At 61.7% G+C, this 26,962-nt stretch carries 25 protein-coding genes and 6 pseudogenes; 8 read left to right on the top strand and 23 right to left on the bottom strand.

The features are described from left to right. Window positions 1-359 precede the first annotated feature (359 nt). From LT974_RS06665 to LT974_RS06650, 4 genes and pseudogenes are all read right to left on the bottom strand, one after another. The gene (locus LT974_RS06665) at window positions 360-497 is read right to left on the bottom strand and encodes a hypothetical protein (protein ID WP_230890740.1); all 138 of its coding nucleotides are present in this window, start codon (window positions 495-497) and stop codon (window positions 360-362) included. A gap of 2 nt (window positions 498-499) precedes the next feature. Continuing rightward, window positions 500-952 (bottom strand): hypothetical protein, encoded by a 453-nt coding sequence (locus LT974_RS06660; RefSeq protein ID WP_232589940.1) that lies wholly within the window; start codon window positions 950-952, stop codon window positions 500-502. Then, window positions 949-1,461 (bottom strand): winged helix-turn-helix domain-containing protein, encoded by a 513-nt coding sequence (locus LT974_RS06655; RefSeq protein WP_230890742.1) that lies wholly within the window; start codon window positions 1,459-1,461, stop codon window positions 949-951. The genes LT974_RS06660 and LT974_RS06655 overlap by 4 nt, the downstream gene beginning before the upstream one ends. Window positions 1,462-1,538: 77 nt before the next feature. Continuing rightward, window positions 1,539-1,874, bottom strand: a pseudogene (locus LT974_RS06650) (transcription initiation factor IIB family protein); the annotation flags it as partial. 170 nt (window positions 1,875-2,044) lie between these two features. Here LT974_RS06650 and LT974_RS06645 point away from each other — a divergent pair. Together LT974_RS06645 and LT974_RS06640 are read left to right on the top strand one after the other, a co-directional pair. Beyond that, a complete protein-coding gene (locus LT974_RS06645; RefSeq protein WP_232589938.1) occupies window positions 2,045-2,656 on the top strand; it encodes a nucleotidyltransferase in 612 nt (203 codons plus the stop codon). Next, a complete protein-coding gene (locus LT974_RS06640) occupies window positions 2,634-2,831 on the top strand; it encodes a hypothetical protein (RefSeq protein ID WP_232589937.1) in 198 nt (65 codons plus the stop codon). Before LT974_RS06645 ends, LT974_RS06640 begins: the two co-directional genes overlap by 23 nt. A 58-nt stretch (window positions 2,832-2,889) precedes the next feature. On the opposite strand, the pseudogene LT974_RS06635 reads toward LT974_RS06640, so the two are convergent. After that, a pseudogene (locus LT974_RS06635) lies at window positions 2,890-3,168 on the bottom strand (TFIIB-type zinc ribbon-containing protein); the annotation flags it as partial. 210 nt (window positions 3,169-3,378) lie between these two features. On the opposite strand from LT974_RS06635, the gene LT974_RS06630 reads away from it, so the two are divergent. Then, window positions 3,379-3,810, top strand: coding sequence for a group I intron-associated PD-(D/E)XK endonuclease (locus LT974_RS06630; protein WP_232589936.1), 432 nt, complete (start codon window positions 3,379-3,381; stop codon window positions 3,808-3,810). A gap of 129 nt (window positions 3,811-3,939) precedes the next feature. On the opposite strand, the gene LT974_RS06625 is transcribed toward LT974_RS06630, so the two are convergent. Then, entirely contained in the window at window positions 3,940-4,797 is an 858-nt protein-coding gene (locus LT974_RS06625) for a DNA-binding protein (protein WP_232589935.1), read from the bottom strand. A gap of 614 nt (window positions 4,798-5,411) precedes the next feature. Between LT974_RS06625 and LT974_RS06620 the strand changes: the two genes are divergently transcribed. Together LT974_RS06620 and LT974_RS06615 are read left to right on the top strand one after the other, a co-directional pair. Further along, entirely contained in the window at window positions 5,412-5,948 is a 537-nt protein-coding gene (locus LT974_RS06620) for a winged helix-turn-helix domain-containing protein (RefSeq protein ID WP_232589934.1), read from the top strand. Then, window positions 5,945-6,505: a hypothetical protein gene (locus LT974_RS06615; RefSeq protein ID WP_232589932.1), complete on the top strand. Its 561-nt coding sequence runs from the start codon at window positions 5,945-5,947 to the stop codon at window positions 6,503-6,505. Before LT974_RS06620 ends, LT974_RS06615 begins: the two co-directional genes overlap by 4 nt. Window positions 6,506-6,826: 321 nt before the next feature. On the opposite strand, the gene LT974_RS06610 is transcribed toward LT974_RS06615, so the two are convergent. From LT974_RS06610 to LT974_RS17880, 11 genes and pseudogenes are all read right to left on the bottom strand, one after another. Beyond that, window positions 6,827-7,498, bottom strand: a complete 672-nt coding sequence (locus LT974_RS06610) for a nucleotidyl transferase AbiEii/AbiGii toxin family protein (RefSeq protein WP_232589931.1) — start codon at window positions 7,496-7,498, stop codon at window positions 6,827-6,829. 58 nt (window positions 7,499-7,556) lie between these two features. Then, on the bottom strand, window positions 7,557-8,774 hold the full coding sequence (locus tag LT974_RS06605) for an RNA-guided endonuclease InsQ/TnpB family protein (RefSeq protein ID WP_232589930.1): 1,218 nt from the start codon (window positions 8,772-8,774) through the stop codon (window positions 7,557-7,559). Window positions 8,775-8,882: 108 nt separating this feature from the next. Beyond that, window positions 8,883-9,020: pseudogene (locus LT974_RS06600) on the bottom strand (nucleotidyl transferase AbiEii/AbiGii toxin family protein); the annotation flags it as partial. A gap of 4 nt (window positions 9,021-9,024) precedes the next feature. Next, on the bottom strand, window positions 9,025-9,855 hold the full coding sequence (locus tag LT974_RS06595; protein WP_232589928.1) for a type IV toxin-antitoxin system AbiEi family antitoxin domain-containing protein: 831 nt from the start codon (window positions 9,853-9,855) through the stop codon (window positions 9,025-9,027). Window positions 9,856-9,995: 140 nt separating this feature from the next. Next, window positions 9,996-10,124, bottom strand: a pseudogene (locus tag LT974_RS17885) (DUF955 domain-containing protein); the annotation flags it as partial. Window positions 10,125-10,258: 134 nt separating this feature from the next. Continuing rightward, complete coding sequence (locus LT974_RS06590; protein WP_232589927.1) at window positions 10,259-11,413, bottom strand: RNA-guided endonuclease InsQ/TnpB family protein; 1,155 nt, start codon at window positions 11,411-11,413, stop codon at window positions 10,259-10,261. Window positions 11,414-11,415: 2 nt separating this feature from the next. Beyond that, entirely contained in the window at window positions 11,416-11,805 is a 390-nt protein-coding gene (gene tnpA / locus LT974_RS06585) for an IS200/IS605 family transposase (protein WP_232589926.1), read from the bottom strand. Window positions 11,806-11,899: 94 nt separating this feature from the next. After that, window positions 11,900-12,529: a hypothetical protein gene (locus LT974_RS06580; protein WP_232589925.1), complete on the bottom strand. Its 630-nt coding sequence runs from the start codon at window positions 12,527-12,529 to the stop codon at window positions 11,900-11,902. Between the two features lie 196 nt (window positions 12,530-12,725). After that, a complete protein-coding gene (locus tag LT974_RS06575) occupies window positions 12,726-13,802 on the bottom strand; it encodes a transcription initiation factor IIB (RefSeq protein WP_232589924.1) in 1,077 nt (358 codons plus the stop codon). A gap of 966 nt (window positions 13,803-14,768) precedes the next feature. Further along, a complete protein-coding gene (locus LT974_RS06570) occupies window positions 14,769-14,939 on the bottom strand; it encodes a hypothetical protein (RefSeq protein WP_232589923.1) in 171 nt (56 codons plus the stop codon). 32 nt (window positions 14,940-14,971) lie between these two features. Continuing rightward, window positions 14,972-15,079 (bottom strand): annotated as a pseudogene (locus LT974_RS17880) (type II toxin-antitoxin system death-on-curing family toxin); the annotation flags it as partial. 122 nt (window positions 15,080-15,201) lie between these two features. Between LT974_RS17880 and LT974_RS06565 the strand changes: the two are divergent. After that, a pseudogene (locus LT974_RS06565) lies at window positions 15,202-16,444 on the top strand (RNA-guided endonuclease InsQ/TnpB family protein). A 12-nt stretch (window positions 16,445-16,456) separates the two neighbouring features. Here the strand turns inward: LT974_RS06565 and LT974_RS06560 are convergent. Then, a complete protein-coding gene (locus LT974_RS06560) occupies window positions 16,457-17,032 on the bottom strand; it encodes a hypothetical protein (RefSeq protein WP_232589919.1) in 576 nt (191 codons plus the stop codon). Further along, window positions 17,029-17,394 (bottom strand): hypothetical protein, encoded by a 366-nt coding sequence (locus LT974_RS06555; protein WP_232589918.1) that lies wholly within the window; start codon window positions 17,392-17,394, stop codon window positions 17,029-17,031. Before LT974_RS06555 ends, LT974_RS06560 begins: the two co-directional genes overlap by 4 nt. Before the next feature lie 315 nt (window positions 17,395-17,709). Here LT974_RS06555 and LT974_RS06550 point away from each other — a divergent pair, with 315 nt between their 5' ends. Further along, entirely contained in the window at window positions 17,710-21,309 is a 3,600-nt protein-coding gene (locus tag LT974_RS06550; RefSeq protein ID WP_232589917.1) for a type IV secretory system conjugative DNA transfer family protein, read from the top strand. 1,184 nt (window positions 21,310-22,493) lie between these two features. On the opposite strand, the gene LT974_RS06545 is transcribed toward LT974_RS06550, so the two are convergent. Beyond that, on the bottom strand, window positions 22,494-23,660 hold the full coding sequence (locus LT974_RS06545) for an ISH3 family transposase (protein WP_136361172.1): 1,167 nt from the start codon (window positions 23,658-23,660) through the stop codon (window positions 22,494-22,496). A 116-nt stretch (window positions 23,661-23,776) separates the two neighbouring features. On the opposite strand from LT974_RS06545, the gene LT974_RS06540 reads away from it, so the two are divergent. After that, window positions 23,777-24,589 (top strand): undecaprenyl-diphosphate phosphatase, encoded by an 813-nt coding sequence (locus LT974_RS06540; protein ID WP_232589916.1) that lies wholly within the window; start codon window positions 23,777-23,779, stop codon window positions 24,587-24,589. Here LT974_RS06540 and LT974_RS06535 read toward each other — a convergent pair. The 3 genes from LT974_RS06535 to LT974_RS06525 are packed head-to-tail and all read right to left on the bottom strand — an operon-like array spanning window position 24,581 to window position 26,597. Beyond that, window positions 24,581-25,093 (bottom strand): VanZ family protein, encoded by a 513-nt coding sequence (locus tag LT974_RS06535; RefSeq protein ID WP_232589915.1) that lies wholly within the window; start codon window positions 25,091-25,093, stop codon window positions 24,581-24,583. The two genes, LT974_RS06540 and LT974_RS06535, sit on opposite strands and share 9 nt — an antisense overlap. Further along, window positions 25,050-25,505, bottom strand: a complete 456-nt coding sequence (locus LT974_RS06530; RefSeq protein WP_232589914.1) for a hypothetical protein — start codon at window positions 25,503-25,505, stop codon at window positions 25,050-25,052. Before LT974_RS06530 ends, LT974_RS06535 begins: the two co-directional genes overlap by 44 nt. Next, on the bottom strand, window positions 25,506-26,597 hold the full coding sequence (locus tag LT974_RS06525; RefSeq protein ID WP_232589913.1) for a DUF4330 family protein: 1,092 nt from the start codon (window positions 26,595-26,597) through the stop codon (window positions 25,506-25,508). Window positions 26,598-26,962 lie beyond the last annotated feature (365 nt).

Raw genomic sequence — 26,962 nt, 5'->3', positions numbered from 1 at the left:
ACCGTTAGCGTTCCAGTAGTTCCTCTGAATGTACCGAGTAGACGGAAGCGAGAACGCCTGAATTTGGTTTTCAGGAACGGAGGTGTTCTCCGAGGAGATTTGAGAGATTGTACACAGTGTAAAGACCATACCCCATGACGAGGACGGTGACAACAAGGAGGAGGCCCCAACTCAAGTCCATATGTCTCAGAACCCTTTCTTGTAGAATAATCTTTGTCCCCTGTGACACAACGAATTTTCACTAGCCGATTATACTGTTCCCCTATACTTAGCGAATGAAGTAGAAAACCAGCAACTGATGAATATTTCTACAGAGCTGAAAAACTGGACTGCTGTACGTGGACGACGATTCTACGGATCTATTCGGTGGCGAGTTCGTCGTAGATCTCCTCGTGCTCGTCGAGGTCCTGGCGGCCAAGGAACCAAATGAGATACTGCCGTGCCTCCTCGGGGGACATCTCATCCAGACTCTCGGGAGGATCACTTTCAGTGGGCATCCTTACGGAGGATTCGATGCGCTATTCAGTCGATCCAGATCCCGCTTCTCGTACGCTGCCCGCCACATCGCGTGAACGGCACGAGTCACGAGTGACACATCGGTTACGTCGATACAGGACGGCTCGGCCTCCATAGTCGTGGCCTCGGGCGGCGAATGGAAATGAATCTCGGGAGAGTGCGTGTTCGGGTGACGGTCGAAGCGCCAGTTGACGTCGTCGCTATCGACGTAGTGAAACGAGTACATCCCGAGCTCGCTCCACTGAATATCGAGCCGAGCGCTCTGGGCATCGGCGAGCCCGTCGCTGAGACTAATCTGTAGTTCCGTGGGTGCGACGACGTCGTCGTACCCTGTTTCGTCGACGAGCGGCTCAAGCTCGAGCCAGAGATCACGGATCCGCTGCAGCGCCGGGAGATAGATCGGGCCGAACTCGCCGGCACGGTCGTCACCACTCATACGGCGAGCTGGTGGCTGGCCTCGTCGTAGGCGAGGGCGGCTTGTGCGACGGCGAGATTCTGCCGCGTCGTCCGCCACGCCGTCAGGTCGTCCCAGCCGTCCGTCTCGTTGGCGTCGAGTTGCTGGGCGAGTTCTTCCGGCGACACCACGTCGTAGCGGTCCTCGTAGCGCCGGATTTCGGCCTTCATGTCTTGAATACTGTCGAGTAACTCCGGGCGATCGACTTCCTCACGCAGCTCACGGATCCGGGACATCAACACCCGGTCGCTGTTGCGCTTGTACAGCGTCGTTTGGCCGTCCTGTTCCGTCTCGGCGAACCCTGTGTTCACCAGCGTCTTACAGTGGCGACGTGCCGTCGGCTCGCTCACGAGGGCCCGGTCGGCGATCTCGGCCGCCGACTGCCCATCGTGGGTTTGTTCGACGATTTCGTACACTCGCTCGAACGGCGTGGTGTCGTCCTTCCAGTCCGCTTTGACCTGCTCGTTGACGTCGTCCCACGTCTCGGTCATACTGAGTGCTACGCAGTCGAGAAACAAATAGTTTCCCGAGAAAACTATCTAACAGTAGAACTTGTCGATAGGTGTTGTCAGGCGACCTGTTCCTCCAACGTATCCCGGTGTGCCCGAACAGTCGCCTTCGAGGCGTTCGCCACGTCCGCGGCCTCGGATTGCGTCAGCCATCGCCCCTCTTCGCGACCGGCCTTGTAGAGGCAGGCCGCGGCGAACCCGTCCGGATGGACGCCCGTCATGACGCCTCGCTCCTCGGCCTGCTCCGCGAGCGCTCGGGCACGCTGTCGGATCTCGTCCGCACACTCGAGGTCCGAGGCGAGGCGCGGCACGAACATGCTGGGGGAGACGGGCTCAGTGGGGAGGCCCAGCTCTTCGTTCAGCGTCTTGTACGCGTTCGTGACCCGTGATCCCGCCGAGTCCTGCGATCGCGGCCTGCCAGTGAAACCTCCGAATGTGGAATCTTAGGCTGCACCACAACAGTGGGTTGTTGCCCGGAGTGACGGCGCGTATCCACGGCCTGAACGCCGTGGGATTGCCCCTGTGCAGCGTATAACTAATGGATGCGCGTCTCGAGTACTCTTATATGAAACTCACCGAAGATCGGCTTCAAGTCTCCCGCGAGTTGTCTGAACTCGATGAGGAGGTCGTCGAGTTTGTTGGCGTTCTCGAAGACTGTAATATCGAGTATGTCATCGTGAGTGGGTATGTCGCAATCCTCACTGGCCGCTCTCGTGCGACGGAAGATATTGATATCGTTCTGGAACCATTGGACCAACAGACGACCAAAGAGCTGGTGGAGACGCTCAAAGAGCGAGGGTATTGGGGAATGGCGATGCCGCTCGACGAGATGTACACGATGCTAAGTAGTGGTGACCGCATCCGCGTAGCCGAGGAAGGGGAAATGATTCCCAACTTCGAAATGTGGTTTGCGAAAAATGAGGTCGAACGTGAAGCGCTCGACAAGGCGATCGCCGCAGAACTCGGTGCTGCCCAACTGAACATCAGCCCGCTCGAACTCCAAATTGCGTACAAGCTCCGTCTCGCCCAACATGCCGGCAGTACATCGGGGAAGGATTTCGAAGATGCACTCCACCTCTACGAGACGTTCGAGGAATCCCTTAATAGGGAGCAGCTCGAAGAATACGTTACAGACCTCGGGGTCGAGGATTACTATGATCAGCTCAAGCGAGCTTGAGGACGATATTGAGCAGAATATCGAAGATCGGCAGTCGTTCATCAAGCAATGGGCCGCCTACATCCGCGAGCACGACGATGAAGAGTGGTCACGCCAGCAGAACAAACTCATTAACTCCCAGATCAAGCGCGCAAACGAACTTGCTAAAGACGGCGAGATTGACCCCACAGAGTAGTCTCTGGAACCTGGTACTTTCGTGCTGACTTCCTCCCACGGCTTCAGGTCGAGGAATCCTGAGCGTCGGTACCGCGACCGATCTCCGTCGACAGGCCTCGATCGTGGCGAGCCGCAGTGAGTGGGGCGCCCGTTCGCTCGCGCTCCTCGCCGTCGTACGCCCGCCACTCCGGCCCATGATCGATACGCTGTTCATCGATGACCAGCCCACAGTCCTCGCAGACCGTTTCGACCGCGTTCGTGGTGACTCGGCCGTCGCACTCGGGACACTGGTTCGCACTCGATTCCGTTCGGACGTCTTCGTCGAATCCGCTCTCGTAGATATCTCTAGTTGCCATCGTTCTCACCGTATACAGGAAACTCGCCAGTACAGCGATCCCCTCACCTATTGAGCGGACGAAAGACTCTGTGCAGGACTGTCGCATCAACTTCGATTTAGCGGGTTGAATTACGGTGTTGTAGTCCTTTACAACGAATGGCGCAGCCACTTCATCGAAACCGGGACAAATCAGCGTACTTTGTTGTAGTAGTCCCACCAGAGGGTTAGTATGGATATGGAACGGGGTTGGCGGGGTGATGCGTCCGAAGCCTTAGTCGCCGCAGATATCCTTCGAAACGGGCATGGTGTAGCTTATCCCCATGGTCACGAGCAAAAATACGACCTGATAATCGACGTTGAGTGGGGACTGTTACGAGTTCAGGTAAAGACCGCGAGCGAGTATGATAACTATCGGTACGAACTGGAAATTGATCCAGAACGGTACCCCGATGGGACCGTCGACATATTCGCTGGTGCCATCCACGAAGAAGGTACGGCGATATACGTGCCTGCTCACGAAATGGGAAAAACGCAACGTGTGAATTTTAATCCTCCCGAGGAAATGCCCAGTGACTGGCATCGGGAAGAGGCGAACTTACCCGGAGAGTTCTCGCTAGATGAAGCCCTCCTCGAAATTCAGGAGGGGGGCGCCTCTCAGTAACGTCATTCGCTGGTTGGTCTGTTATTGAGGTTGTGGCTGCGCGCGCAGCGGAGCGAGCACGGAGCGGAGGGCGGGGTGGCGGGGTCTGGGTCGGTCCGGTGCGTGAGAAAAGAAGAGTGCGTCAGGTGGCTATGCTTCCCACCAGCGGCCACGCTTCGGGAAGTGGATATCCGACCACCCGGTCAGCGCGATCGAGCACCGGCCTTCGTACCAGTTCTTCGCTGCTGCCCGGAACCGGACTGTCTGTCCTTCACGCACCATCGTCTGCCCGGATTTCTCCCAGCAGGTGAACTTGATTTTCCCGCTGTCATCCGCCAGCAGCCCGACTTGCTGAATCGCGCTACTGCTCGGTTTCCAAAGGGTCTGCACAGTTCCTTGAACTGTCACCTCCTCGACCGGGACGTCCGGCACCTCCGCGATCGGCACGACCGCACCCGGCACCGCCTGCAACTCCTCGACCAGTTCCAACACCGCCGACGTCACGTCCTGGCCGGCACGAACCTTCTCGGCTAACTGCCGTGCGATCGCCGCACTCGTCCAGCCGCAATCCACCTCGTCCTGAATGCGTATCGCCTCCCTATTCACAGCCGCAAGTTCCTCCCGTGAAAGCTGCTCGCGTGGGTCCATCCGTGCCGGCTCATCACGACCACACTGCTTGGTGACCACGTCACGCGTCCGCGCTTCCCGGCCCTCCTGCCGACCCAAGTCAGCACGGGCACTGATGTGTTCGAGCTCGGCTTCCCGGCCCAGGATGCGTTCCTCCTGTTCGAGGGTGACGCCGTGAATCCGCTCGCCGCTCGTCTCCTTGATGCCATCCGGGTGGTTCGCATCCACCTTCGCCTGTGTTTCCTGCTCGACCGCCGCCTCGAAGGTCGGCGTCTCGTCGACGACCGCTAGACCGTCTTCAGCGTCCGTCTGCTCGTCGGGGTGCTCGAATGCCTGTGCATCGACCGAAACTACATTACTGGAACCGTTGGTACTAGACATCGGAACTTCACCAGGTTCCGAAGGCGCTCACGCGCCACTACCGCGACCTCACTCGCGGTTTTCCGACGACAACGACCGATAGACTCGTCTGCGCGCTCTCGCTCGCGCCTTCGCGAGCGCCCCCTGGGGCGCGAGCGAGAGCGCGTCCACACGGAGGGACCCAACCAGCCGCGCGCGCTGACCCGCCCGGAGCGAGCGGCCAGCGCACAAGCCGGTTTCGCGTCCGTCGACCGAGCGACCACCGGGAGCGAGGGCGACGCAACCGAAAGCGCGCTTGGTGCTGGCGTCGAGGGCACATGCACTTTAGCCCGGAACGCAGTCGAGTGACGAAGGAACGAGACTGCGCCAGCCCGGAATGGTCGGTCGCGAGCGAAGCGCGGCGCGACCGCAAGGAGCGCCGCGACGCGAACGGCGACCGAAGGGAGCCGTGAGCAAGCGGAGGGCGACAGCGGCGAGCGGGGCGGGCCGTCCACACTCCAAGTAGCCACGAGAGTGCTGCCCGCCCGGATTGAGAAGACAGATCGGCTCGGCCGTCGAACGCTGCCAGCGGAAACTCAAAGTATATTATTTTGGCTGTAGAAAATATTATATTCTTGCGTGGCGTGGTGTCGGGTATGGCCGACTCACGTGAGGATAGCGAACCAGCATACGTCTCGCGGTGGAAGGAGGCAACGACGGGATTCGACCGAGTACGGTCGGTCGCGTCGTCGCTCGAGGAGCCGCGGACAGCGGGCTGGATCGCCGATGAAGCACACGTCTCCGAGCCGACCACGCGGAATCATCTCGAGCGGCTCGTCGACCTCGGCGTGCTCGTCACCGACGAATCAGCCCGGGGCAAGACGTACTATCCGGACCCCGTCTACACGCGCCTGACCGCGATCCAGGAACTCGTCGCAGAGAACTCCGAAACCGACCTCACCCAACAGGCAACAGCCATCCAAGCAGATATCGAGACCTGGAAAGCGGAATACGATGTCGAGTCACCGCGCTCGCTCCGTGCATCCGTCACGGACGACATCTCGGTCGAGGACGCCCAACAGCGGCTGCGGACCGCCGCAGATTGGGAGTCCGCGCAGTACCAACTCTCGCTACTTCGGGACGCCATCGACCACTACGAGACGTACACTGCCCGGCCGCCCGCCTCGGTATGACTGCTGCGGACGAAACTGATGACGGTCGTGAGCAGGCTGCCGTCGATAATGGGCTCGGCCGCCAGCCACAGCGACCGGATGGCGGCCGGGAGTCAACCCAAGAAGACGTTGCGAAACGCCACCGGATTCTCCGATCGCTGCGCAAGCAACTCGAACGCCATCCAGCCATCATCTCCGCGCGCGGGAGCCCGGACGGACAGTATGCTGCACTTGCAGCGGACGTCGACCCGGCACAGTTCGAGCGCAATAGTGACTCGGCGTCACTACGAGTGACGTGGCAGCCCAATCCACACCTGCCACCGGCGACGAGCCTCGACGACCGCCGTCGCACATCACTCACGTCCAACTTCAAAATCCACTATAGCGAGTCGTCGGGGTTCGACTGTGGCGTCCATCTCGAACCGAACCCACACGTCGACGGCCACCTCCACTATCAAGAACGTGCCTCACCGACCGACGAGTACGACTACGACGACGTCTCGCTGGCGGCGACAGCGCCGGTTGGTGTGCTCTGGGAAACCCTCGAACTCATCGCCGATCGGCTGCAGCACGCCTGAGTTGGGTCCCGCGATTCAGACGGTGAGAGTGCCACGAAGGAGCATCGGGGGCCCGTTCTCCGCGAGCCGGTCGCTCGCCCAGACGACGTCACCACGTTCCAGGGCTTCGAACACCGTCACTGTACGTCTTCCAGCTACTCAGTCTGGCGGTCCTTGAAACGCGCGTCCAGTACGCCACGAGCCTGTACGGACTACCGCGGGCGCACAAGTGACGAGTCGGTATCTGCAAGCGAAGTATGAACCAGACCGAGCTGGGTGAATCCAGTAGTCAGGGCGCTAGATGCGCACTCATCGGCCATCCACACCGACATTGGCCGTTGCCTACGGCGATCCCTGTTGGGAGATCACCGTGTCCAACTGTTCCCAGACCAGCTCGAACGCTGGCGGCTCACCTGTCAGGTCCGGCAGCGTGGTCTCCCACTGGTGTCGGATCGTTTCTTGCTGCTCGTCCGGGAGTCCGTCCGTCAGATCAACGGTGAGTCCATCGTGGTTGCACTTTGCCTCGAAGGCGGGGCCCACGTCGGCAAAGTTGATCGTGACCGAATCGGTTTCGAGCAGCTGATAGAGGTCGTAGTAATCACGAGCAGCCCCGCGCTGGTGGATCGCCCGGAGCTTTTCGGCGAAGATTTCCTCGACACTGTACGCCTGGAGGTCGACCTCGGGCACGTCTTCGTACGCGTGGGTATGCTGAACGGGGTCGAAGGCGACGTGCTCGTCGACCATCACGTCGATGCTGGTCGTATTGGGGTGGTTGAGGACGGCCTGGTACTGAATGCTGATGTCGACGTAGTGTGTCGGGTAGTGGTCCTGCTGGGATTCGTGGTGCTCTCGAATCTCGAATTCGATACCAGAGCGGTCGGCAATCGTATCGAGGACCGTTCGGAGCTCTCGTTTGGATCCCTGATACTCCCCTTCGACGCCGAAATCGAGATCCTCCGAGAATCGCCACGACTGCGGGAAATACAGTTTCGATAGCGCCGTTCCGCCTGTCAACTGCCCTGCCCACGGTGGCTCGGGGCTTGTCAGTGAACTCTGCCTCTACCGACCGTGGTTAGTCGGACGGGACGAATCCCCGGTTCGGCGTCACTGTTCCTGACTTGAGGGCGAGTTGACTGTCGCCCGTCCGTCGTGACGACTGTAGGCCGCGACGGACATACCGCCATCCAACGTTTTTCGCTCCAACATAGTCTGCGTTCGCCGTTGCACCACACTTCTCGCACTCGAACTCCGCCTGCGTAACACGATTGCCTTCGCTTGTGTGGCCGCATTCGGGACACCGCCGACTCGTGTTCTCCGGATCAACGTACTCAACACTGATGCCTTCCGTGTCAGCCTTGTACTCCACGAGGTCAACGAGCTGGCGGTGCGCCCACTGGTGGAACTCTTTCACCGGCGGCGCACGTTCCCTGATGTGTCTCAGGTTCTCAACCGCGATGTACTCGCAGTTATGCTCCAGTGCTTCCTCGATGATGTCGTTGGCCACGCGGTGGAGGATGTCTCGAACGTACCGTGATTCCCTGCCGCTCATCTGCTGAATCGTCCGGTGTGCGGATTGTGTCCCAATCTGCTGAAGGTTGCCACGTATCCGCTCGAACTCCCGGTGTCGATGGATGAGTTCTCTGCCGGATGCGAAGTAGGCCGTCGAGGTGGTGGCGATGTTGACGATGCCGAGGTCGACGCCGAGAACTGTCCTGTCCTCGTCGTCGCTCTGTTGTTCAACCTGTTTCTCGGGCTTCGGTTTGCGAAAGCCGAGGTGCAGGTAGTAGTCGCCATCACGCCGAGAAAGCGTGGATTCGGTCAGTTCCCAGCCCTCACCGTTGAGATACTGGTGTTGGTAGCCATCTTCGTCGTCCGGCAACGCGAGATCACACCGAATGCGGTCGTCAACCGTTGAGAGTGAAACTGTTCCGTCGTCGAATAGTGTCATCGTCCGCGTGTCGTATTTCACTGTCTCGGCGGTGAACTCCGGACGTGAGGTCTTATACTCCTCGTCCAGTTCTTTGATTTCTTCGACGCCGGAGAGTGCGGCTGCGGCTTGGTGGGTGGCGAGGATTGCGTGCTGGCTCCCGAGACGCGTCTCCTCCAACACTCTATCATAGGCGAGGTCTTGGAGGTAGGTTTTCCGCGTTTCACCGTGTTCCCATCCGGTCTGGCTGCTGATGTTGCAGGCAGTTTTCCACTCGTTGATAGTGGTATCGAGGAGTTGTTGTTGCTCGTCGGTAAGGATGGGGCGGGTGATTGCGGTGCGTCTCAGGTAGTCGTCCGCCACGATTTTCAATAGATGATAAAGGTACTTAGTAGTTGGTGGGTTTGTGGCAGCGGGCGTCGGCTTCCTCCCCGCCCACGGTGGGGCGAGGAATCCGCCTTACTACCTAATTTTCAACAGGAGGTTGTCGCCGTAGTCGCTCGTGAAGATGCCCCAGAGGAGCCACGAATTAACGTAGTTCTTTTCGGCGTACCCTTGCCGAACGCCCAGTTCGCGAGCGAGAATTCGGAGCCGGTCCTGGCTGATCATCGCATCAGGACTCCGTTGGCTCCAGCGTGGCTGGCTCGACGTTGATTCGGAGGCGATACGTACTGTCGGTCGATCCGGTGTCGGGCCGCGTCGGGTCCAGCAACGAGTACCCACTCGTGAACGACGCGACGAGTTCTTCACGAGCGGGGAGGTCGATGCCGAGTTGGTCGGCGAGGTAGACGATTCGCTTGGTCGCAGCGCCGTTGTCGAGACGCTCGAGGTACTCGCCGACCGTGTCCCAGTCGCAACCCCGTTCGTCGGCGGTGCGCATCGCGGTTGCGAGCTCTCGAAGGCCACCGCAGAATTCGGGGTGGTCCGCACAGTCGACCAGCGTCTTCTCCGGGTCGCTGACCTGCAGAGTCGTACCCTCGATCGATGTCGGCTCAAAGCCGAAGAATTTTCGCTCGGTGACTGTCGTGACGCGGTACGGGACGCCGTGGATCTCGCGACTTTGCGCTCGGGTCGGCGTGACGACGTACACCGTCCGGGGGACCTGTTCGGTCAGTCCGTGGTGGCTGAGGGCGCTGTAGTAGCCGATGTACATCGGCTCGGCGACGTGGGCGGCGATGAGGTACTCGTGGGTTGTGTACACGGCCGCCTCGCCGGCAGCAAGTGGAATGATGAGATACGTGCCCGGGAAGAGCCGGTCGAGCCAGCCCTTTTTGGTGAGCCGAGCGGCGATCTCGCGAGCGGTGTTCGAGGGGACCTCCAGCGTCGTCTTGATGTCGTCGACGGAGATAATCTGGTGCCCCGCGCCAGCCAGTCGCGAAAGGAGCCGACTTTCCCGAGTCGAGAGGCCTTGGCGTATATTTTCCGATTGTTCTATTGCACTCATACCTGCGTTTCGTACATAGAGCATAAAGTCGAACTTGCTTTAGCCTTGCGACTGTCACAGACGACGGAGACGAGCAGGCTTAACCAACGAAATTGGGGGCTTAGCACCGAGCGTTGGTTAAAGATGCAACTGCCGGCTACGAGCACGCCGATGTGCTCTGCTGGTGTGGAACTGATCCGGTCGAGACGGTCGCGAACGATATCGGGATCGTCCGACTCCCACGTAGCGAGGTAGAACGCCGACCCACTGGTGTCCGGCCCACAGTACTGCTCGAGGATACTGGCCGACGAGCTGAGGCGACCGACCGAAAGCTGGTCCACCCGCGCGATTTGTACTTGACACGCTGTGCTCAGTGCAGCCGGAGCGGCGTGGGAATCCCGTTTGCACTGACATCCTCCCACGGCTAAAGCCGTGGGGTTCCCCCACTGGGGGTTGAACCCACGGATACGGAGAGGTTCGCAGGTTCGTCGTCACGGTCGACGATGACCTGCGTTTCGGGCTGTGCCAGTTCGGCCCCCGCCTCGGACAGCGGTTTCGAGAACTTGCCCAAGGCTCGTTTGCCGATGTTGAGCGCACCGTTCTTGTCGGCGTTGTCGTCCAGCCCACACTCGGGGCACTCGAAGCGTCCCTGCGTTGCTCGGACGCCCTCGCAGGCACAGCGGTTGCACATCTGTGAGGTGTCGTATTCGTCAACCAACTGCACGTCGATGCCCGCGTCGTGGGCTTTGTACTCGATGTAGTTGAGCAGGCGGGCGAACGGCATCTTGTGCGTCTTGTCGTTGACGTACCGGCCCTTGTCGTTGTCCTTGCGAATCCCACCGAGGTCGCCCACAACGATGACCGCATTCCGTTCTTCGGCGTCCTCCACGATTTGCCGAGCAATCTTGTGGAGGCGATCGTCGACCTTCCGCGCTTCGGCGTCCCCGATACGCTCGACAACCTGCTGTCCGTGTCGAGGTTTGGCTTTCCCGATGGACTTCCGCAACTGCTTGTAGTGTTCACGGATACGGCGAACCTCCTCACCGTAGAAGGTAGTCTTTCGGTCGGAGAGGAACGCCGTTGTAGCGACCCAGCGTGCGCCCATGTCGATAGCCAGTACGTCGTCGTACTCGTCTTGGACGGTCACAGACCGCTTCACGACGAGATGCACGTACCACTCACCGTCACGACGCACCAGTTCGCTGTCCCGAATATCGTCCTCACGGACGAGTTGTTCGTCTTTCTGTGGGACGTTGGCGGGACACCAGATGGAGTTACCCCGTCCCTGTTCGGGGTCGTAGACCGGGACTTTGACCCACCACGACGAGAGAACGGTGTCCTCGTCGTGGGCCACGTCGAACACGTCGTTGCGGAGGACGACGGGTTGTTCGGTGTCGGGGTTCGGGTCTTTCTGTCGCTGGACTTTCGACGCCTGCTGGTCGGTCGCGGAGTAGAGGTTGGAGTTTCCGCCGTGTACCTCGGTCTGGAACGCCTCGTACTCACGGGCGAGCAGGTCAGCCTTCCTGTTGGTCAGCGAGTGGAGTTTTACCCGCACCGTGGTCGAGACGTTCCGTTGCATGACTACTCACCGGCTTGGGCGTCGATGTACTCCTCGATGACTTCGCTGGATACGTCGCCCGCACTGGAGACGAAGTACGAGCGTGTCCACAGCGAAGGGAGGCCAAAATCGAACTCGTCGCGGAGGTGGCGCGAGGAGTAGCCCTTGACCTGTTGCATGATCTTGTTCGGAGCGAGCGTCGGGTCGCCCGTGATGAACAGGTGTACGTGGTCGGGGCGAATCGTCAACTCCAGTATCTCTAAGCCGAGTTCGTCGGCTTTCTCCTCGATGAGTGCTTCGAGACGGTCGCGTACCTCGCTCTCAAGTACCGATTTGCGGTACTTCGGACACCAGATGAAGTGGTACTGGAGTTTGTGGACGGTGGTACGTTCCCTGTCGAACCCACGAGGCATCACCAGTATATAGAAACGCCACATCTAAAGATATTACGCAAGCATCCAACCCCAGCCGTGGCTACGAGCGTGGAGAGATTCTCAGTTGTCGGCTTCATCCCACCCCTGAAGGGGTGGGCTTTCGCCTCGTTACCGCTGTAAAGCGAGCGACTGCTCCGCAGCTGGGACACTCGTCGACGAACGCACAGACGCGAAGCGAGATTTCTACCGTACGAACGCCACCGCACACGGCACACGCGTACGCGATGCGATACCGGATTGACGGGCCGTGTTGTTGCCGTCGTGCGCGGGAATTCGATGCCGCTGTCGTCTTCCCGTGAGACGTTGGTGTCGGGGCTTGTTCCCGGTTCGTCGAGAACTGGTCGTGATCGAGCTGCCAGGCCGAATCGGGAAGCGTGTCGTAGGTGCGATCTGGCTTGCTGATGCCCACATCGAGAGCAGCAGGCTCGGCTGAGTCGCGTGCGTCATCTGATCGGAGCTCATCGACTGAGCTCCCGCCGACGTGTGATGTGTCTCGGTAACCCGGAGGATCCGTCTGTGCCCATACACCGAGTTCGACGGCCTCTGCCTGCTCGTAGAGCACGCCATCGATGGCGGCCGCCAGTTCGGCGAGCGGTTCGGAGATGTCGGACTCTCCGTGTTTTTCGACGGCTTTCTCGAACAGCCATTCTCGGAGCGTCGCTGCGGTCTCTCTATCGACGGTATATGATGGAACAGCCTTCATTTGTTTCTCACTCCGCCCCTCTTGGATGCAACAAACCACACACCGTCTCCACCCCTGTTGATGAGACTCCATTCTGGTGTTAGTGAGGTTGTGGCTGCGCGCGCAGCGACCCCAGGGAGCGAGCACGGAGCGGTGGGTGGGGCGGTGGGGCGTCCACGGGCGGTGGTCGCAACTAAAAAACGGGGGCGTGCCCCGCTCAGCGCAGGGTGTCCCGTTCCTCCTCGAGGCCGATACTCGGGTCGTCGGTGCCGTGTTCGGCTTCGTAGGCGTCGACGAGCTCCCGACTGTACCGCGCGATCCGGTTTCGGGACGTCGCCACGATCGTGCTCGCCGCCGCGGCGACCTGCTCCTGGGTGAGGTGCTTGCGCGACAGCAGCCGATCCGCCGCGTACAGCGCCGACGCCGCGACGGTGCACCGTGGCGTCCCCGGCCCGACCGGCACCTGGTCACCGAGTTGCATCAGGTGTTGAGCCAGCCGCCACGTCCGCACGGCTCGCGCCCCGGGGATGGCGTCGTCAGCGAGCGCATCGACGACCGCCATCACGGCGTTGGGCCTGATGAGTGGTGCATCGAACCCGCATTCACACCGAATCTTCCGCGCCGCAGCGCACACCCGCTCGTGGGGCGCCTTGGTGTGCGTCGCGACCGCGACGTCGATTTCGTCCCGGTCGACCGATGAGGCCCGCGCGGCCAACAGGACGGCGCCGCCAGCGAGTGCCTCCCAGGCCATCCGCCCGCCCGGCAGCCACGCTTCCGAAGCGCTCCGGAGATGTTGCGCCGCCTGCTTGATGACGTGGTCCGGCAGCCCCAGGTTCCCGCCGATCATCTCGACGTCACGCAGCCCCTCGTTGAGCCGCTTCGTCCGCTTGCGACTCTCCCCGAACTGCATCCGCTTGTGCCACTTCCGCAACCGCTGGACCTTCTCCCACTGCTCGTTGCTCAGGGGATTGCCGTGCCCGTCAGTGTTCCTTCCGATCTTCGTGTGCAGGCCCTTGTCCGTCCGCAGCGGGTCTACCGTCTCGATGCTCTGGTCAGCGCCCCCGACCAGGCCCAGGTCGTTCAGCGTCGGGCTCCGGTCCACCCACTCGTCGGCGACGATCAGCCCGCAGTCCGTGCAGAACGACTGCTCGTCTTCGGTGATCACCTGGCCCTCACATTCCGGACAGGCCGACCGCCCCGACGGGTCGTGTTCGACCGTCAGTTCGGGATCGCGTTCCTCGGTCGTATGCTGTACGTCCGAAACCGTCTTTTCGCTCGCGTTGGTACTCGACATTGGAGTTCCAAGCTCCTGAAGGCGCTCACCACAGCGCCCGACACCGCGGCCCCAACCGCGGTTTCCTCGACGACTACGACCGACAGAGCCGTCTGTGCGCTCTCGCTCGCGCCTTCGCGAGCGCCCTCCTGGGCGCGAGCGAGAGCGCGTCCGAACGGAGGGACTCAACCAGCCGCGCGCGCCGACCCGCCCGGAGCGAGCGGCCAGCGCATTCCCCGTTCGCCGCGACGCAACTACGTCCGTCGCGGTCGGCTTCGCCGAGGTCCGGAGGACCCGAACGGGTGAAGCGCTGGCGTCGAGGGCACATTCACTTTAGCCCGGAACGGCGACTGAGCGGTGCGTGGCCGACCGCAGGGAGGCCACGGCCTAGCGAGCGGGGAGCAACGCGACCCGCGAGCAGCGAGGGCGCCGCACGCCCGGAATGGTCGGTCGCGAGCGAAGCGCGGCGCGAACGGCGTGAGCGCCGCGATGGCGAGCGGCGACCGCAGGGAGCCGTAAGCCAAGCGGCGGGTGGCAGCGGCGCGCGGGGCGAGCCGGGACGGACACACCGGAACCAGAATCGGTCAGAAGAGATTTCGAAGCTGCTCTTTCGACGGCTTATACTGCCACCCTCACCGTTGACGACGCTGACGGGCTATCAGGTCCTTGAGTGCCCGAATGCCGTATTGCTCGGCTTGTACGCTCGCCTCGAGATGCGGGACTGCGCGTTGCAAGTGTTCGTCCGAGGTGCTAAACGAGGGCAGCGGCGGTGTGTACGGCAGGACGGTGGCAAGGATCATCGCGTTCGACAACGGTGGTTCGTCGCAGACCGTACGGCCTTCACCCTCGGGGTCAAGCCCCGAGGCACTCGGCCTGCTCCGCCTGTAGACAGGCTTCGTACTTCAGTGGGCCAGCTGTTAGCCAGCGCTGGATCCGCTCGCGCTGGATACAACCGACTCGCACACGAAACAGTCGCAGAACGCTCCCTTACTCGTCTTCGAGGGCTGCGTAGATCTCCGCGTGGCGGCGCCCGTCGAGTTCCCCCATTTCGAGGGCGATCTCGTGGCGTTCAGCCTCGGTCTCGGCGGCCTGATACCGCTCATATAGCTGGCGGACCTCGTCGTCGACCGCCGTTGAGGACTCGGTACTGGACGCCATTCTCTACTGCACGTACTCAGCGTATCCATTTATCAGCTGCGCCGAGCGCACGCGCGGAAGTAGATGACTGCAGTCTCAATATCGACCGCCGCTTCCTCGGTTGCAAAGCGGTGCAAGAGGGCCCGAATTTCATAGCGGTAACAGCGCGGAAACCCACCCGTTTACGGGTGGGAGGAAGTGCGTTCGCTCCGTGCAACAACCCACCGACAATGGCAGGGTCGACTCCCTAACACTTTTGAACTGTCAAACACACATATGAAGTATGGAGAAGCGGCGTACTGTCCCCGTGAAACTTGACGTGGACAGCCATAGCGCCGCACTTCTCCGCGACACCGTCGACGAGTTCCTGTGGGCTGCTAACTACGTGACGTGTCACGCCTTCAGCGGCGAATACGTCACGACGAGCAAGACAACGCTCCACGACGACACCTACGAGGACGTGCGCGGCGAGACATCGTTACACAGCAATCACGTCCAAGCGGCGCGAAACAAGGCCGCTGACGCCGCCAAGAGCGTCCTCGCGAAGTGGAAGCAAGGCAAGAAGGCGTCGATGCCCCACTTCACTAGCCCACACCTCGTCTACGACCACCGCACTGCGACGTTCCACGACGACTACGTGTCGCTGGCAACAGTTGACGGTCGCATCGAAGCCGACTACGTGCTTCCTTCCGATGAGCGAGAGACACCCCACGCTGAATACTTCTTCTCCGAGGAGTACGAAACCACGGGGGCAGAACTGCATTACACGAACGGCAACTGGATGCTCCACATCCACTGCAAAACGGACGTGGAGTCTAATACGCCGGACCAAGCCACCGAGAACGGAACGGTTCTCGGGGTTGACCTTGGCGTGACCAATCTTGCAGTTGCTTCAACTGGTACGTTCTGGACGGGTGAGGAGTTCGACCACTGGCGGCGCGAATACGAGAACCGGCGTGGTGACTTCCAGGAACACGGCACACGGTGGGCGCACGAGAATATCCAGGCTGTCGGGCAGAAAGAGACAGGTCGATTCAAACTCACACTCCACCGCATCAGTAACGAACTCGTCGCAGAAGCTCGTGAAAACGAGTGTTCGGTGATCGCATTCGAGGACTTGACCGATATTCGGGAACGCACCGGGGGGTCGTGGGGGCACAAATGGGCGTTCAACCGCCTCTACGACTACGTCGAATACAAAGCCGCTGAATACGGCATCGACGTCGAGCAGGTTGATCCGGAGAACACGAGTCGGCGGTGCTCAACGTGTGGGTTCACGCACCCGGATAATCGCGAGAGTGAGGACTTCGAGTGCCTGAAATGCGGGTACGAGAATCACGCTGACTACAACGCAGCGAAAAACATCGGACTACGGTATCTCCGTCGTAACCAAACCGGGGACGGTGGAGGCGCACCCGTAGGCGTGCGCTTGAACAGCGGGACGCTGAACGCGAACGGAGCGTATGAACCTCCTGCCACCACGAGTGGCCAGAGCGCGAGTCCACGCTGAAAGCCCACGGCTTTAGCCGTGGGTTAGCTTACCACTCCGCGAGGCGTTGGAGTAGTTGCGTGACGTAGGGACTATTCTCCCAGCTCCGCTGCGGGCTGATCGTCGTGACCAGCCGTCGAGCCTCCTCGGCCGTCAGATGGCCGTTTCGGGCGTAATCCACGATGAGCCGCGGCGTCGGGACGATCCGCGGGCCCTGCAGCACAGCGTGAATCAGCGGGAAGTTCGTCCCGCCGAACTCGTCGGTCAGGAAGCCGTCGACGTCGCGTGCGTTCGCGAGGACGATTCCGTCGGTTTCCCCGTCGTCGAGCCCGAACGTCGGCCGTGCGTCCGGCGTGTCGGCACGGTCGTAGGGGTCCTCGACGGCGTAGTAGTCGCGGGCCGCGAGGACGTTCGTCGCTGCGGCGCCGTGGATATCCTGATACTGCGTGAGCTCTTGGAGCTCTGTCCCAACTTCCCGTGGGACGAAGACGTCACACGAAGTGAGCAGGTACTGCAGCGGGTCCGGAGCTGCGTCAGTGTCGTACGCGCTATCAGCACGCGGGACGGCCAGACTGACGAGTGCGCTGGTGTCGGCGACGACCGTCCGTAGTCGTGGGCCGGTCATCGCTCGTCGGCGGCGGTGTCGACCTCCGTCGCGTCGTCATCATAGATGTCGACGTCGGCGGGCGCGCCAAGTTCCAGTGGCTCGTCGTCGAGATCCGCTTTGAGGATGCGGAGTCGCTGGGCGGTTTCGGTGCCGACCAGTTGTTTGACCGTCTCGAACTCGAGCTGGTCGTCGTAGTACTTCGTCGCGACCAACTCCTGGAACGTCTCGCTGTCCGCGGTCTCTTCGAGGTACTCGCGGATCGCTTCGACGAGCAGGTCCGTCCGATCGGTGTCGAAGAGCTCGGCGACCGCGTCGAGCCGTTCGACGAGATACTCCGGGGACTGGAAGTGGACGCGTCGCGGCTCGTCGCTTGCGTCCATACTATGTGCCTCTTCTGCACATCAGCTGATAATCGTTTCGGCGCATCCACATGGCTTGCACATCGATACGCAGGCGGAGGCCGCAGTCGCGTTTGGTTGTATGGGGTTCGCACGACACCAGACGCCGTTATTGACGACGAGGCTGCATCGGAATGCGTACACTCCTGTGCTTAACCAACAAACGACGGTTCTGCCCCTTTCTGTTGGTTAAGACGCCAACAGCCAAAATTCCACCAACCACCAACTTACAACTAGGAGCGTGCCACATGACCACACGCCCGATAGCTCGCAAACCAGTCCCCGCGCTCGCCACGCATGTCCCCCGAGCAGTTCACAACCGACCGCCAGTACCTCCACGTCCAGCCGAGCACCGACCCGCTCCAACCGACCGACGTCGCGCGCTCGATCACGCGCCTCCACCGCACCACGAACGAGACGCCGACCTACGAGTGGCTGTTCGTCGCGACCGGTGACACCGGTCCCACGGGCGACCGCCACATCGACTGGTACGTCGGTAGCGACGACCTCCAGCCAGTCAAACGCACACTCCGCCAATCGCTCCCGACGTCCGTGGACCTTGTCGAAACCACCACCTCCTACCACGACGCACTCGACGTCGACGATCCACTTGAGTCCGACGCCGACGACACCGATGACTACGCGGTCGCAGGCGTCGAGTGGCAGGGCGTCGGCGACCGCCCCGACGACTGGCAGACCCCACTCCCCGCCCTCGAATCGTTCGCCGGCGAACACGAAGGAAATTGGCCGCTCGCCGACCTCCTCGATGGCCTCGCCACGACCGACGCCCCCGCACTCGTCCAGGTACTTCTGACGCCGAAGCCCGACTGGACCGCCACGAAAGAGAATCGCATCGTCGACCTCGAACTAAACGGGGACTTGCGCCGCCATGAACTCGGCCAGGCGATCTTCGGATCGGCCGCCGACGCTATCACCGAGCCCGCCGACGACCATGACACGACGCGGGCCACAGCGCGCCGCGACGACGACACGCCCACAGGACGGAATGCACGCCGTCGTCCCGACGAGTCGACCGTGCATCCGTCGAACGCCCGCCGCATCGAAGCCATCCATACCGTCGACACGCGCCAGTCGTTCGTCGTGAACGCGCGTGCGGTGGCAGTCGATACTGATTCGGCGACCACTAACACGACCATTGACGCGATTGCGTCGGGCTTCCAATCGATCCGCGGCGACCACTACCGCGTCACGCCCACCACGTACCCACCAGACAGCGACGACGCCCGAGACCTCCTCGACGCCATCTGCACGCGAACGACCAAAACCAACCCGAACCGCCGCAAACACGTCCTGCCGTGGGTCGAGAATGCGAGCCCGGCGATCGTCGCCGACCCCGCCGCCGTGGGGGCGTTCTGCGTCGTCGACGGGCCTTCGTTGAGCCCTGCAGCGAGTCGCGCGCTCGAACCCACACCTGAAGATCGCACGGGCATCGAACTCCCACCCCGCACCATCCTCGACCGCTACCTCGACGAACCCGGCATGACCGTCGGCCACCCCAAGACCGCCGACCGCACGACACTGGACGCGATGCTCTCGCTCCCACCAACAGTGCAGCCGCTCCATACGGCAATCTTTGGGTCGACCGGTGCCGGCAAAACGGCGGTCGGCCAGCGCATGCAGCTCGCCAATCACGCCGCTACGGACGGCGCCACCGTCTATATTGACGCGAAAGGCGACGACGCCCCCGAACAGTACACCAAAACCCACTACGCCCGCTACGACACCCTCAAGGACGTCTACTACTTCGACTGCACCGAGTACCTCCCCGCGCTCCCCTTCCTCACGATTGAGCCGCTCCTCGAGGCAGGATTGGACCGGGAGTGGGCCGTCAACGCGATCGCCGAACATTATATTGATCTCCTGGCGGCCGCCATGGGTCCCGAGCAGTTCTACAGCGCCGAAGCCGCCGTCGAAGTCATCCAGCAACTGATTCGGGCGCTGTTCGACCCCGTGCATGGATCGGATAGCATCAGCCAGCAGGAACTGTTGGCGGCGGCCGCCCAGTTTCACGAAACGAGGAACCCGCCACCAGTTTCGGACGACACGCTCCACCAGAAACTCGCCAGCACTGCGGCGAACAACCCCAACACGTTCGACAGCATCATGAGCGCCGCCACTCGTCGTATTGGGAGTGCCACGAACGACGCCCGCCTCGCCCCACTGTTCGAAGCGCGAGCCGACGACCAGTTCGATCTTCGGACGGCGCTTGACGAGGACTGCGTCATCGTCTTCGACCTCCAAGGGTACGGTGAACGCTCCCGGACGCTGCTCGCCGTCGCGATCCTCTCACAGCTGTGGCGCGCGCTCCAACGCCGCCAGACAACCACCCACGAACAGAACCTCCCGCTCGTCAACTGCTACATCGAGGAGGCCGCCGACCTCGCCACGACCGGCATTCTGGACACGCTCCTGTCACAGGGTCGCGCGTTCGACCTCGGCGTGACGCTGGCGATGCAGTTCCCCGAACAGCTCCGCGACTCCCACCCCCGCGTCTACGCTGAACTTCTGAACGACGTCGGCACCATCATCACCGGTCAGATCGGCGTCGACCGCCGGCTCACCGAACGACTTGCGACGAGCGAGTACGACGCCGACCGCATCGAGACGCGGCTGCACGACATCCAGCGCGGCGAGTGGTTAGTTAGTCCTGCCGCGCCGTTCGCCGAACGCCAGCCACGCCCCTTCCACGTCACCTCGCCACCACTTCCGCCTGGCCACCCAGAGGGCAGCAAACCGTTGACTGGCCGCACTCAGCGGGAGTTCGAGCGCGCGTTCCAGGCGGCGAAAACCCACACGCATGACGAGTACGGCGTTCCTGTCGGCCGGGCCGCCAGCGGGAGTACGGAACCAGCGGCCGTCGATGCCGGCGACGCGAGCGGCTCGACGCTCCCCGCTGCGACCGCTACCATCCCGCATACGGAGCGCTTCCCGGACTGTCTCACCTACATCGACGAACCGCCGTACCCGCTCGTCAGCGAGAGCAGCGAGACCGACGACACGAGATACGCATCGACGCCCGACGGCATGCGCCGCGCGATTCAGTCCCACCACTCCCTCGCGGAGGTCGACCGCGCGAACATCCCCATCTGTTCGTTGGACCTCACGCTCACCGCTGCCGAGCGCGCCGCCAGCGACTACAGTGATGCGCAGCTGCGGTTCCTCACGGCCGTCTACATGGCTCACCAGCAGCGCTTCGACCGGGAACTGGAGTACGACATCGTCTGGGACTCGATGACGCATCTGGAGGCGTACGTCGGCATCGACACGGACGGCGTGCAGGCGCTGGTCGACGACGGCCTCCTGCGCGTGGACTGCCGCCGCCCCCACAAACTGTACACGGTCACACCCGAGGGCCGCGACGTGATCGACGTCGGCCACCGTGAGGGGATCGCGCACGGCGATGGCACGGGTGATCTTTCCGAATCGAGTCTCCACGTTGCGATGGTCGAACTGGGTGCTCGCCTCCTCGAACAGGAACTAGTTGGTGCCGACCAGCCCGGCGACCGCGTCCAACGCTACTGCGGCGTGGCGGATGGTCGGCTTGATGCGGCTGTCCTCGCAGACGACGAGACGATTGTGGCGACGTTAGAAGCCGAGCGCATCAATAACGACCGCAGCGAGGCGATTCCCCGCGACTTCGATCAGATGGCCGCCTGCAACCCCGACCAGGCGTGGTGGCTCGTCAAAACCCGCAGTGATGCCGCCAACCTCCTCCGCGCCCTCCACAACCCACCGGATGACGATCCACGCGTCCCCCGCACGTACAGCGAGAACATGGCGCCCCGCGAATACCGCCTCGACACCCCCGGGTTGACCGACGTCTACACGTTCGAATACGCCCGCGACACCTACCTTGACGAAACCCGTCCCGAATAACCGACCACCCAGTCACGCACCCGGGCACGCTCGCGTGGCTACGACCATGCCTGGTGACTGGGGGTTGGCGGACTACAGAGACGCGCTCGTCCGCAAGAACACTGCCAAACACTGTGCGGACCAACACTTTTGGACGGAGAGTTATGGCGTGATGCATTCGGCGAGCGATAGGGGTGCAGAGTCGGTGGTTCGCGGGCTGTAGCGGCGGTCTAGAACCACCTGGAGAGTTCTTCTTTGCGAACGAATAGATTTCGGTGAAGCAGGGAAATCGCCCGACATACTGGCTCTGTACAATCGCTGTAGTGCGGTGCTATCGCGGAATGTATCCGACACGTATCATCTTCGTGGCGTGCCAAGATGTGGCCCGTGATCGCCAAAAGTCGGGGACGGCAAGTCGATTCGTACAAGCATGTGGCTATCGACGACGTCCGGCCCACTCGATAGCGGCAACTCGAAAATCCCCAGATGGCGCGACTCTGTACAACAATTTGAGGGAGAAGCGCGTGCCACCGCTGATTGCGATCGCTCACCGTGCCCACCGTCAAGCCTGGCTCGCCGGTTGTAATGCTGGCCATATTGGAGCCCCACTCACGGCAACGCCAACACCCGAATCACTCCGTAAGGCCGATCTTAGTTCCTATATCGGCCGTTGTCGATTATCGCGCTGACACGGTGATCCCCGCGTCGAACCGCTCCGATCACCCCAAGTACATCAGTCGGGCGTCATATGGCCACGCGCCTCATCCAGTTCCGAATTTCATAAATGCCGACGAACTGGCCGGCTGTTTACCCCCGCAGAACTACAGACGATTCAATACAGGGTTCTTTGCGGAGGAATCCTCTCTGTAGTTGCTGTGGCCGCTCGGCGACTGTTACCTTCGTCTGCGTGGAGTGTGTCCGAAATATCGTTGGCGACAACTGAATCGGCGGGCGGTACGGAGAGATATTAAGCCGGTAAGTGGATGGCACCAAACTCTCACTGGAACGGCACTAGTGACCCAGCAAGGCTCAGTACCTCACAAAGCATCGCCAGTTAGCCTGACCTGAGCCATCTGTTCTGTTGTGATGAGTCGTCAGTAACGGTCGAGCAACGCTGATCGAAGAGGGAGCTGTCGCTGTCGGCGGCAGTCAGCCGCCGACGCGACAGCGTTGCCACTCCTGAAGGGAGCTTGCTCGGTCGGTGACTACCGGTGGAACCGGTCGTCAGGTGGCCGATTCGCGGGGACGGCCCGACGCACCGCGAGGGCCGTCCACGCAGCCCGCCGAACCATATTCACGAACTCCTTGTACGGCCACCACCAGAGGCGACGCCCGCCTCGGCGCGGCGTCGCCACGTATTCGTAGTGCAGATACCGCCACGCATTCTGCAAGAGCAGACTCACCACAACGTACAGAAGTCTCACCGTCGCGTTTCGCGTCGTTGTCGTCGCTATCGCTTGCTCGGACAAGCGATAGCTTGACTCGATACCGAAGCGTTTCGAGTAATGGTATCGAGCCTGGCGTGGTGTCTCGATAAACGGCGCGTCAGCGGCGTAGCCGTGACGCGCCACACCGTGGTCGTCGTACCGTCCGTTCAGGTACGTACAGTCGATGTAGACGGGAAACTCGACGGTCCAGCTGTGACCGTCGAGTTTCCCCGTCAGATCGTGTTGAATGACGCGACTCCACCCTTCCGCAAGTTCCTGCTGAATCGTCTTCCCCCACTGAATGATCGGGACCACGTAGGCGTAGTTGTGCGCCTGCAACAGCGTGAGACACTTGCTGTCGTAGAATCCGCGATCAAGGTAGACGGCCTTGACATCGGCGTCAAGGCCGTCGAGTACACCAAGAAACTCAGCGAGGACACTGCTGGCGGTGTCGCCGTCTTCGAGACGGCGCACCGCCAGCGTATATCGTTTGTTCTTCACACGCGCGTAGAGTGTGGCGTAGGCGTGGAATGCGGTGGTTCCACGCTTGGCTTCCGAGTGATAGAGGTTCTCCGTGTCGTCTTCATCACCGTAGTAGGGCCGCAGGTGGAGGTCTGCGCAGACCTCCACCTGCTCAGGAAGCAGTTCGACGATATCTCGTCGAAGAAGCGTGTTAGCGACTCGTTCGAGCCGTTTGGGCTCGAACTTCGTCCGGAGATGGTAGAGGATCGTGTTGGCAGCGGGGCCGTTCTGACTCGACGCACAGAGCGTAGAGACAGAGGTCCCGTCGGCGCAAGCGCCGACGAGGACCTCATAGATGCCCTCAGTAGTGATTTCAGCGTTATTGGCTAAGGAAAGCGGAACTTCCTCCTCAAGGGTGTTGACGAGAAAGTTAAGAAGCTGGTCCTCGTGAATCTCACTGTCTGCTTGCTGGGTCGTAGACACACCTTCAGCAAGCAGACGTTCTAACTAAGCGGCTTTGTGATGTACTGAGGCTACGTCGTGCCTACCAGCTGAACGGTCATCGGAATACACTTGCGAGCGTAGCGACCACGTCGGGTATGGCTCGGTCACTGCTGGTAGCCATCGTCGTCGGTGTCCTGCAGGGCATCTTCGAGTGGCTTCCAATCTCTAGCGAGGGCAACATCACGGTCGCGCTCTCGTGGCTCGGGGAGAGTCCCGAGCAGGCAGTCGCGTTCGCGTTATTCTTGCATCTCGGCACCGCGCTCTCCGCGACAGTGTACTATCGCTCCGAAATCCGCGAGGAATTGGCGTTGCTACGGACATGGCGGCCACGACATGCAACCGGGAAGACACACGCGTCGACGACGTTTCTCGGCGTGGCAACACTCGTTTCGGGCGTTGTAGGGATCGCATCATACGCGGTGCTTGAGGAGGTCGTCTCCGCGCTGACGGGTGGGATGGTCGTCGTCGCGATCGGCGTCTTGCTCGTCGCAACCGGCGGGTTCCAGCGACTGTCCACAGCCGTCGATCGCACGCCAACGAAGCAGCCCGGACTAGTTGATGCGGTGCTCGTGGGTGTTGCGCAGGGCGTCGCGATTCTCCCCGGTGTGTCGCGATCAGGCTCGACGACGGGCGTGTTGTTGTTGCGCGGCCACGAGGGACCGGCGTCGTTCCGCCTCTCGTTCCTCTTGTCGATTCCCGCGGCCGTCGGCGGTGGACTTCTCGCTGCCCTCGACACCGGGTTGGGTGGCGTGACGCTCGCCAGTGGGGCTGCAGCGCTGGCGAGTGCGGCGGTCGTTGGGTATCTGACGATTGACGCGCTGATGCGTGTCGTTGAGCGGGTGCCGTTCTGGGGCGTCTGCGTCGGGCTTGGTGCGGTCGCTATTGCCGGCGGTGCGCTTCTACTCTGAGTACTCGACCGGCTCGTCGTTGAGCGGGCGTACGTACCGTAGATGACGCTCGACGAGGAACCACGTACTCGCGAGTAGCGCGCCGACGATGTTCGCGAGCGCGTCATTAAGTGAAGCGTACCGGTTCGGCTGCGTTGCCTGTATCCCTTCGATGAGGAGGCCGTAACCAACGGCGAGTGCAAGGACGAGCGCGATGCGCGTCCAAAAGCGGTCACGGAGGTCGACAGTAGCGTACGCCAGCGCAAGCCCAAGCCCGAGGTACGCGGCGACGTGGAGTTTCTTATCCCACCATGGGCCGGGGCTTGGTGGGTTCACGGGCGGCGCCGACAGCACCGAATAGTAGAGAAGGAAACCAGCGACGCCGAGCACGCCAACGTATCGCAGCCAGCGCGGAACGAGCGGGAACGGAATGCTGCGCACGAACGGAGATTCGTGACCGGGAAGAAAATGGTGGTGGTCCTTACTCGTCGTCGCGGTCGTGACGGTCGTCGCGCGGTTCGTCACGGCCTTCAGGCGGTTCCGGTGGCTCGAAGAGCGCGACAAGCAGCCGACCGGGCCGCGTATCTGCGGCGCGGGCTGCGTGTGCAGCGAGTCCGTCGACGCCGCGCTTGAGCAGTGATTGCCGGTAGTAGGGGACGAGCGTTTCGACGACGCGATCAAGGATGGCGATGAAGGGCCCGACTGTGTACGTCTCCCGGAGGTCGATGACGATAACTTCTGGGTCGGGTTCGGCGGTGAGCCACCGGTAGAGGAACGATCCCTGCACGACGCGCGTGAGTCGTTCGGTTGTGGCGTTCAGCCAGCGCTTGGCGGTCGTTGACAGTCGCTGGACCGCGTCGACGATACGAGACCCATCGAGGATGCGCTCGATGGTGGAGCGTGCGTCGGTGGCGTTCGGACTGGAGTTGGTGGGCATCTACGTTGAAACGACGGTTGCGTGGACGGTCGTCGTTCCAAGGTCGAGTGTGACGTTACTCCCTTGCTGAATCGTCCGGCCTTTGAACGTCACGCCGGTGGCGGTTTCGCGGATGGTGAGGTCGGCGGTGAGCGTGAGGTCCTGGTTCACGGGGTGGTTGCGCTCGTAGATGTTGCCGTCGCGGCTCGTGAGGATGACCGTCGCAGCCTCGCGGTCGACGTCCGTGATGTCGGCGATGGTGGTGCCGCGGACGGTTTCGGTCAGCCCCGTGTGGATGCTGTCTGCTTTGGCTGGCGGGACGTCCTCCAACTGGAGGGTCATCGTGCGTGTTGCCGTCTCCCCCTGGGGGTTGGTGGCTCCAACGCGTTGGATGGAGCCGGTGAGCGAGTACTCGCTCGTCTGGAAGGGAATTGTCGTTCCCTCACGGACAGTAGTGCCGCCAAAGCGTACGTCGCCGTCGTCCTGGAGCGTGGCAAGGGAGAGACCGACGAGTACGCGCTTGCGGTCGGGGTTGTCCGTACCGTAGGCGGTGACAGATTCGACGGTTGCGATATCGGTGCCGCCAAGCGTGTACGTGTCGCCCGTCTGGATGGCGGTCGCTGTCTCGGTGCTCACGGTGTCTTCAACGACCACGTCGGTCGTGGTTGTTTCAGGACCAGAGCCGAGGTCGCGGAGCGTTCCCGAAACCTGGTAGATCGAGGTCTGGATGGTGAGACTGCGGCCGACGCGTGGCGGCGCGCCGTTGTAGTCAATCGTGTCACCGGAGACGGTACCGCGGAGATTGACGCCGAGGATGACGCGCGTGTCGCCGTTCTGTGGCGTGAGGTGGACGTCAGTGATTCGGAGGTCGGTGTTCCCGGCCGGCGAGTACGTGTCGCCGGCTTCGATTTCCTCGACGATGTAGCTCGGTTGCGTGCCGAGGTCCAGGGTTGCGTTCGTCGTTGCGAGCTCTGGTTCGGGTGCGGGTTCGGGGTCGGGTTGGAGGACGAACGCGGCGCCCGCGGCGACCACCGCGAGGACGAAGAGGACGACGAGCGCGTCGACGACGTTGACGACGCCGAAGAGATTGCCGTCGTCGTCAAGCAACTCCATAGAGACCACCAATCATGTTGTTCTCGATTGGTCGACAGACCGACTAAACGATTCCGGAAAGCAGCGTTCGTCGGCGGCGATGGTACGGCGTGGGGGCTGCTGGAGCGGTTGTCCCGACTACGACTTTGGAATTACACCGACTCGCTTCGCAACCAGTTGGTTAGAAGTTACCACGACGAAGGTGAGTCTGATGCTGAGCAGTATGTCGATGATGGGGAGACCATCCTTGACATCGTCTCAGAAGTACCGCAATACGCCCAGCACGACGGCGATCACTAACATCGCGCTGAGTTCCTGTACGGTAAGTTGGATGGAGCTCCCGTAACTGGCTGCGGCGTTGAGGGAGAAATAGCTTCTCGACACTC

Origin of the sequence: Halobacterium noricense (assembly GCF_021233435.1) — an archaeon.
Lineage (GTDB): Archaea > Halobacteriota > Halobacteria > Halobacteriales > Halobacteriaceae > Halobacterium > Halobacterium noricense.
The sequence above is the reverse complement of the archived record's forward strand: the minus strand, read 5'-3'. Positions and strand labels throughout refer to the sequence as shown.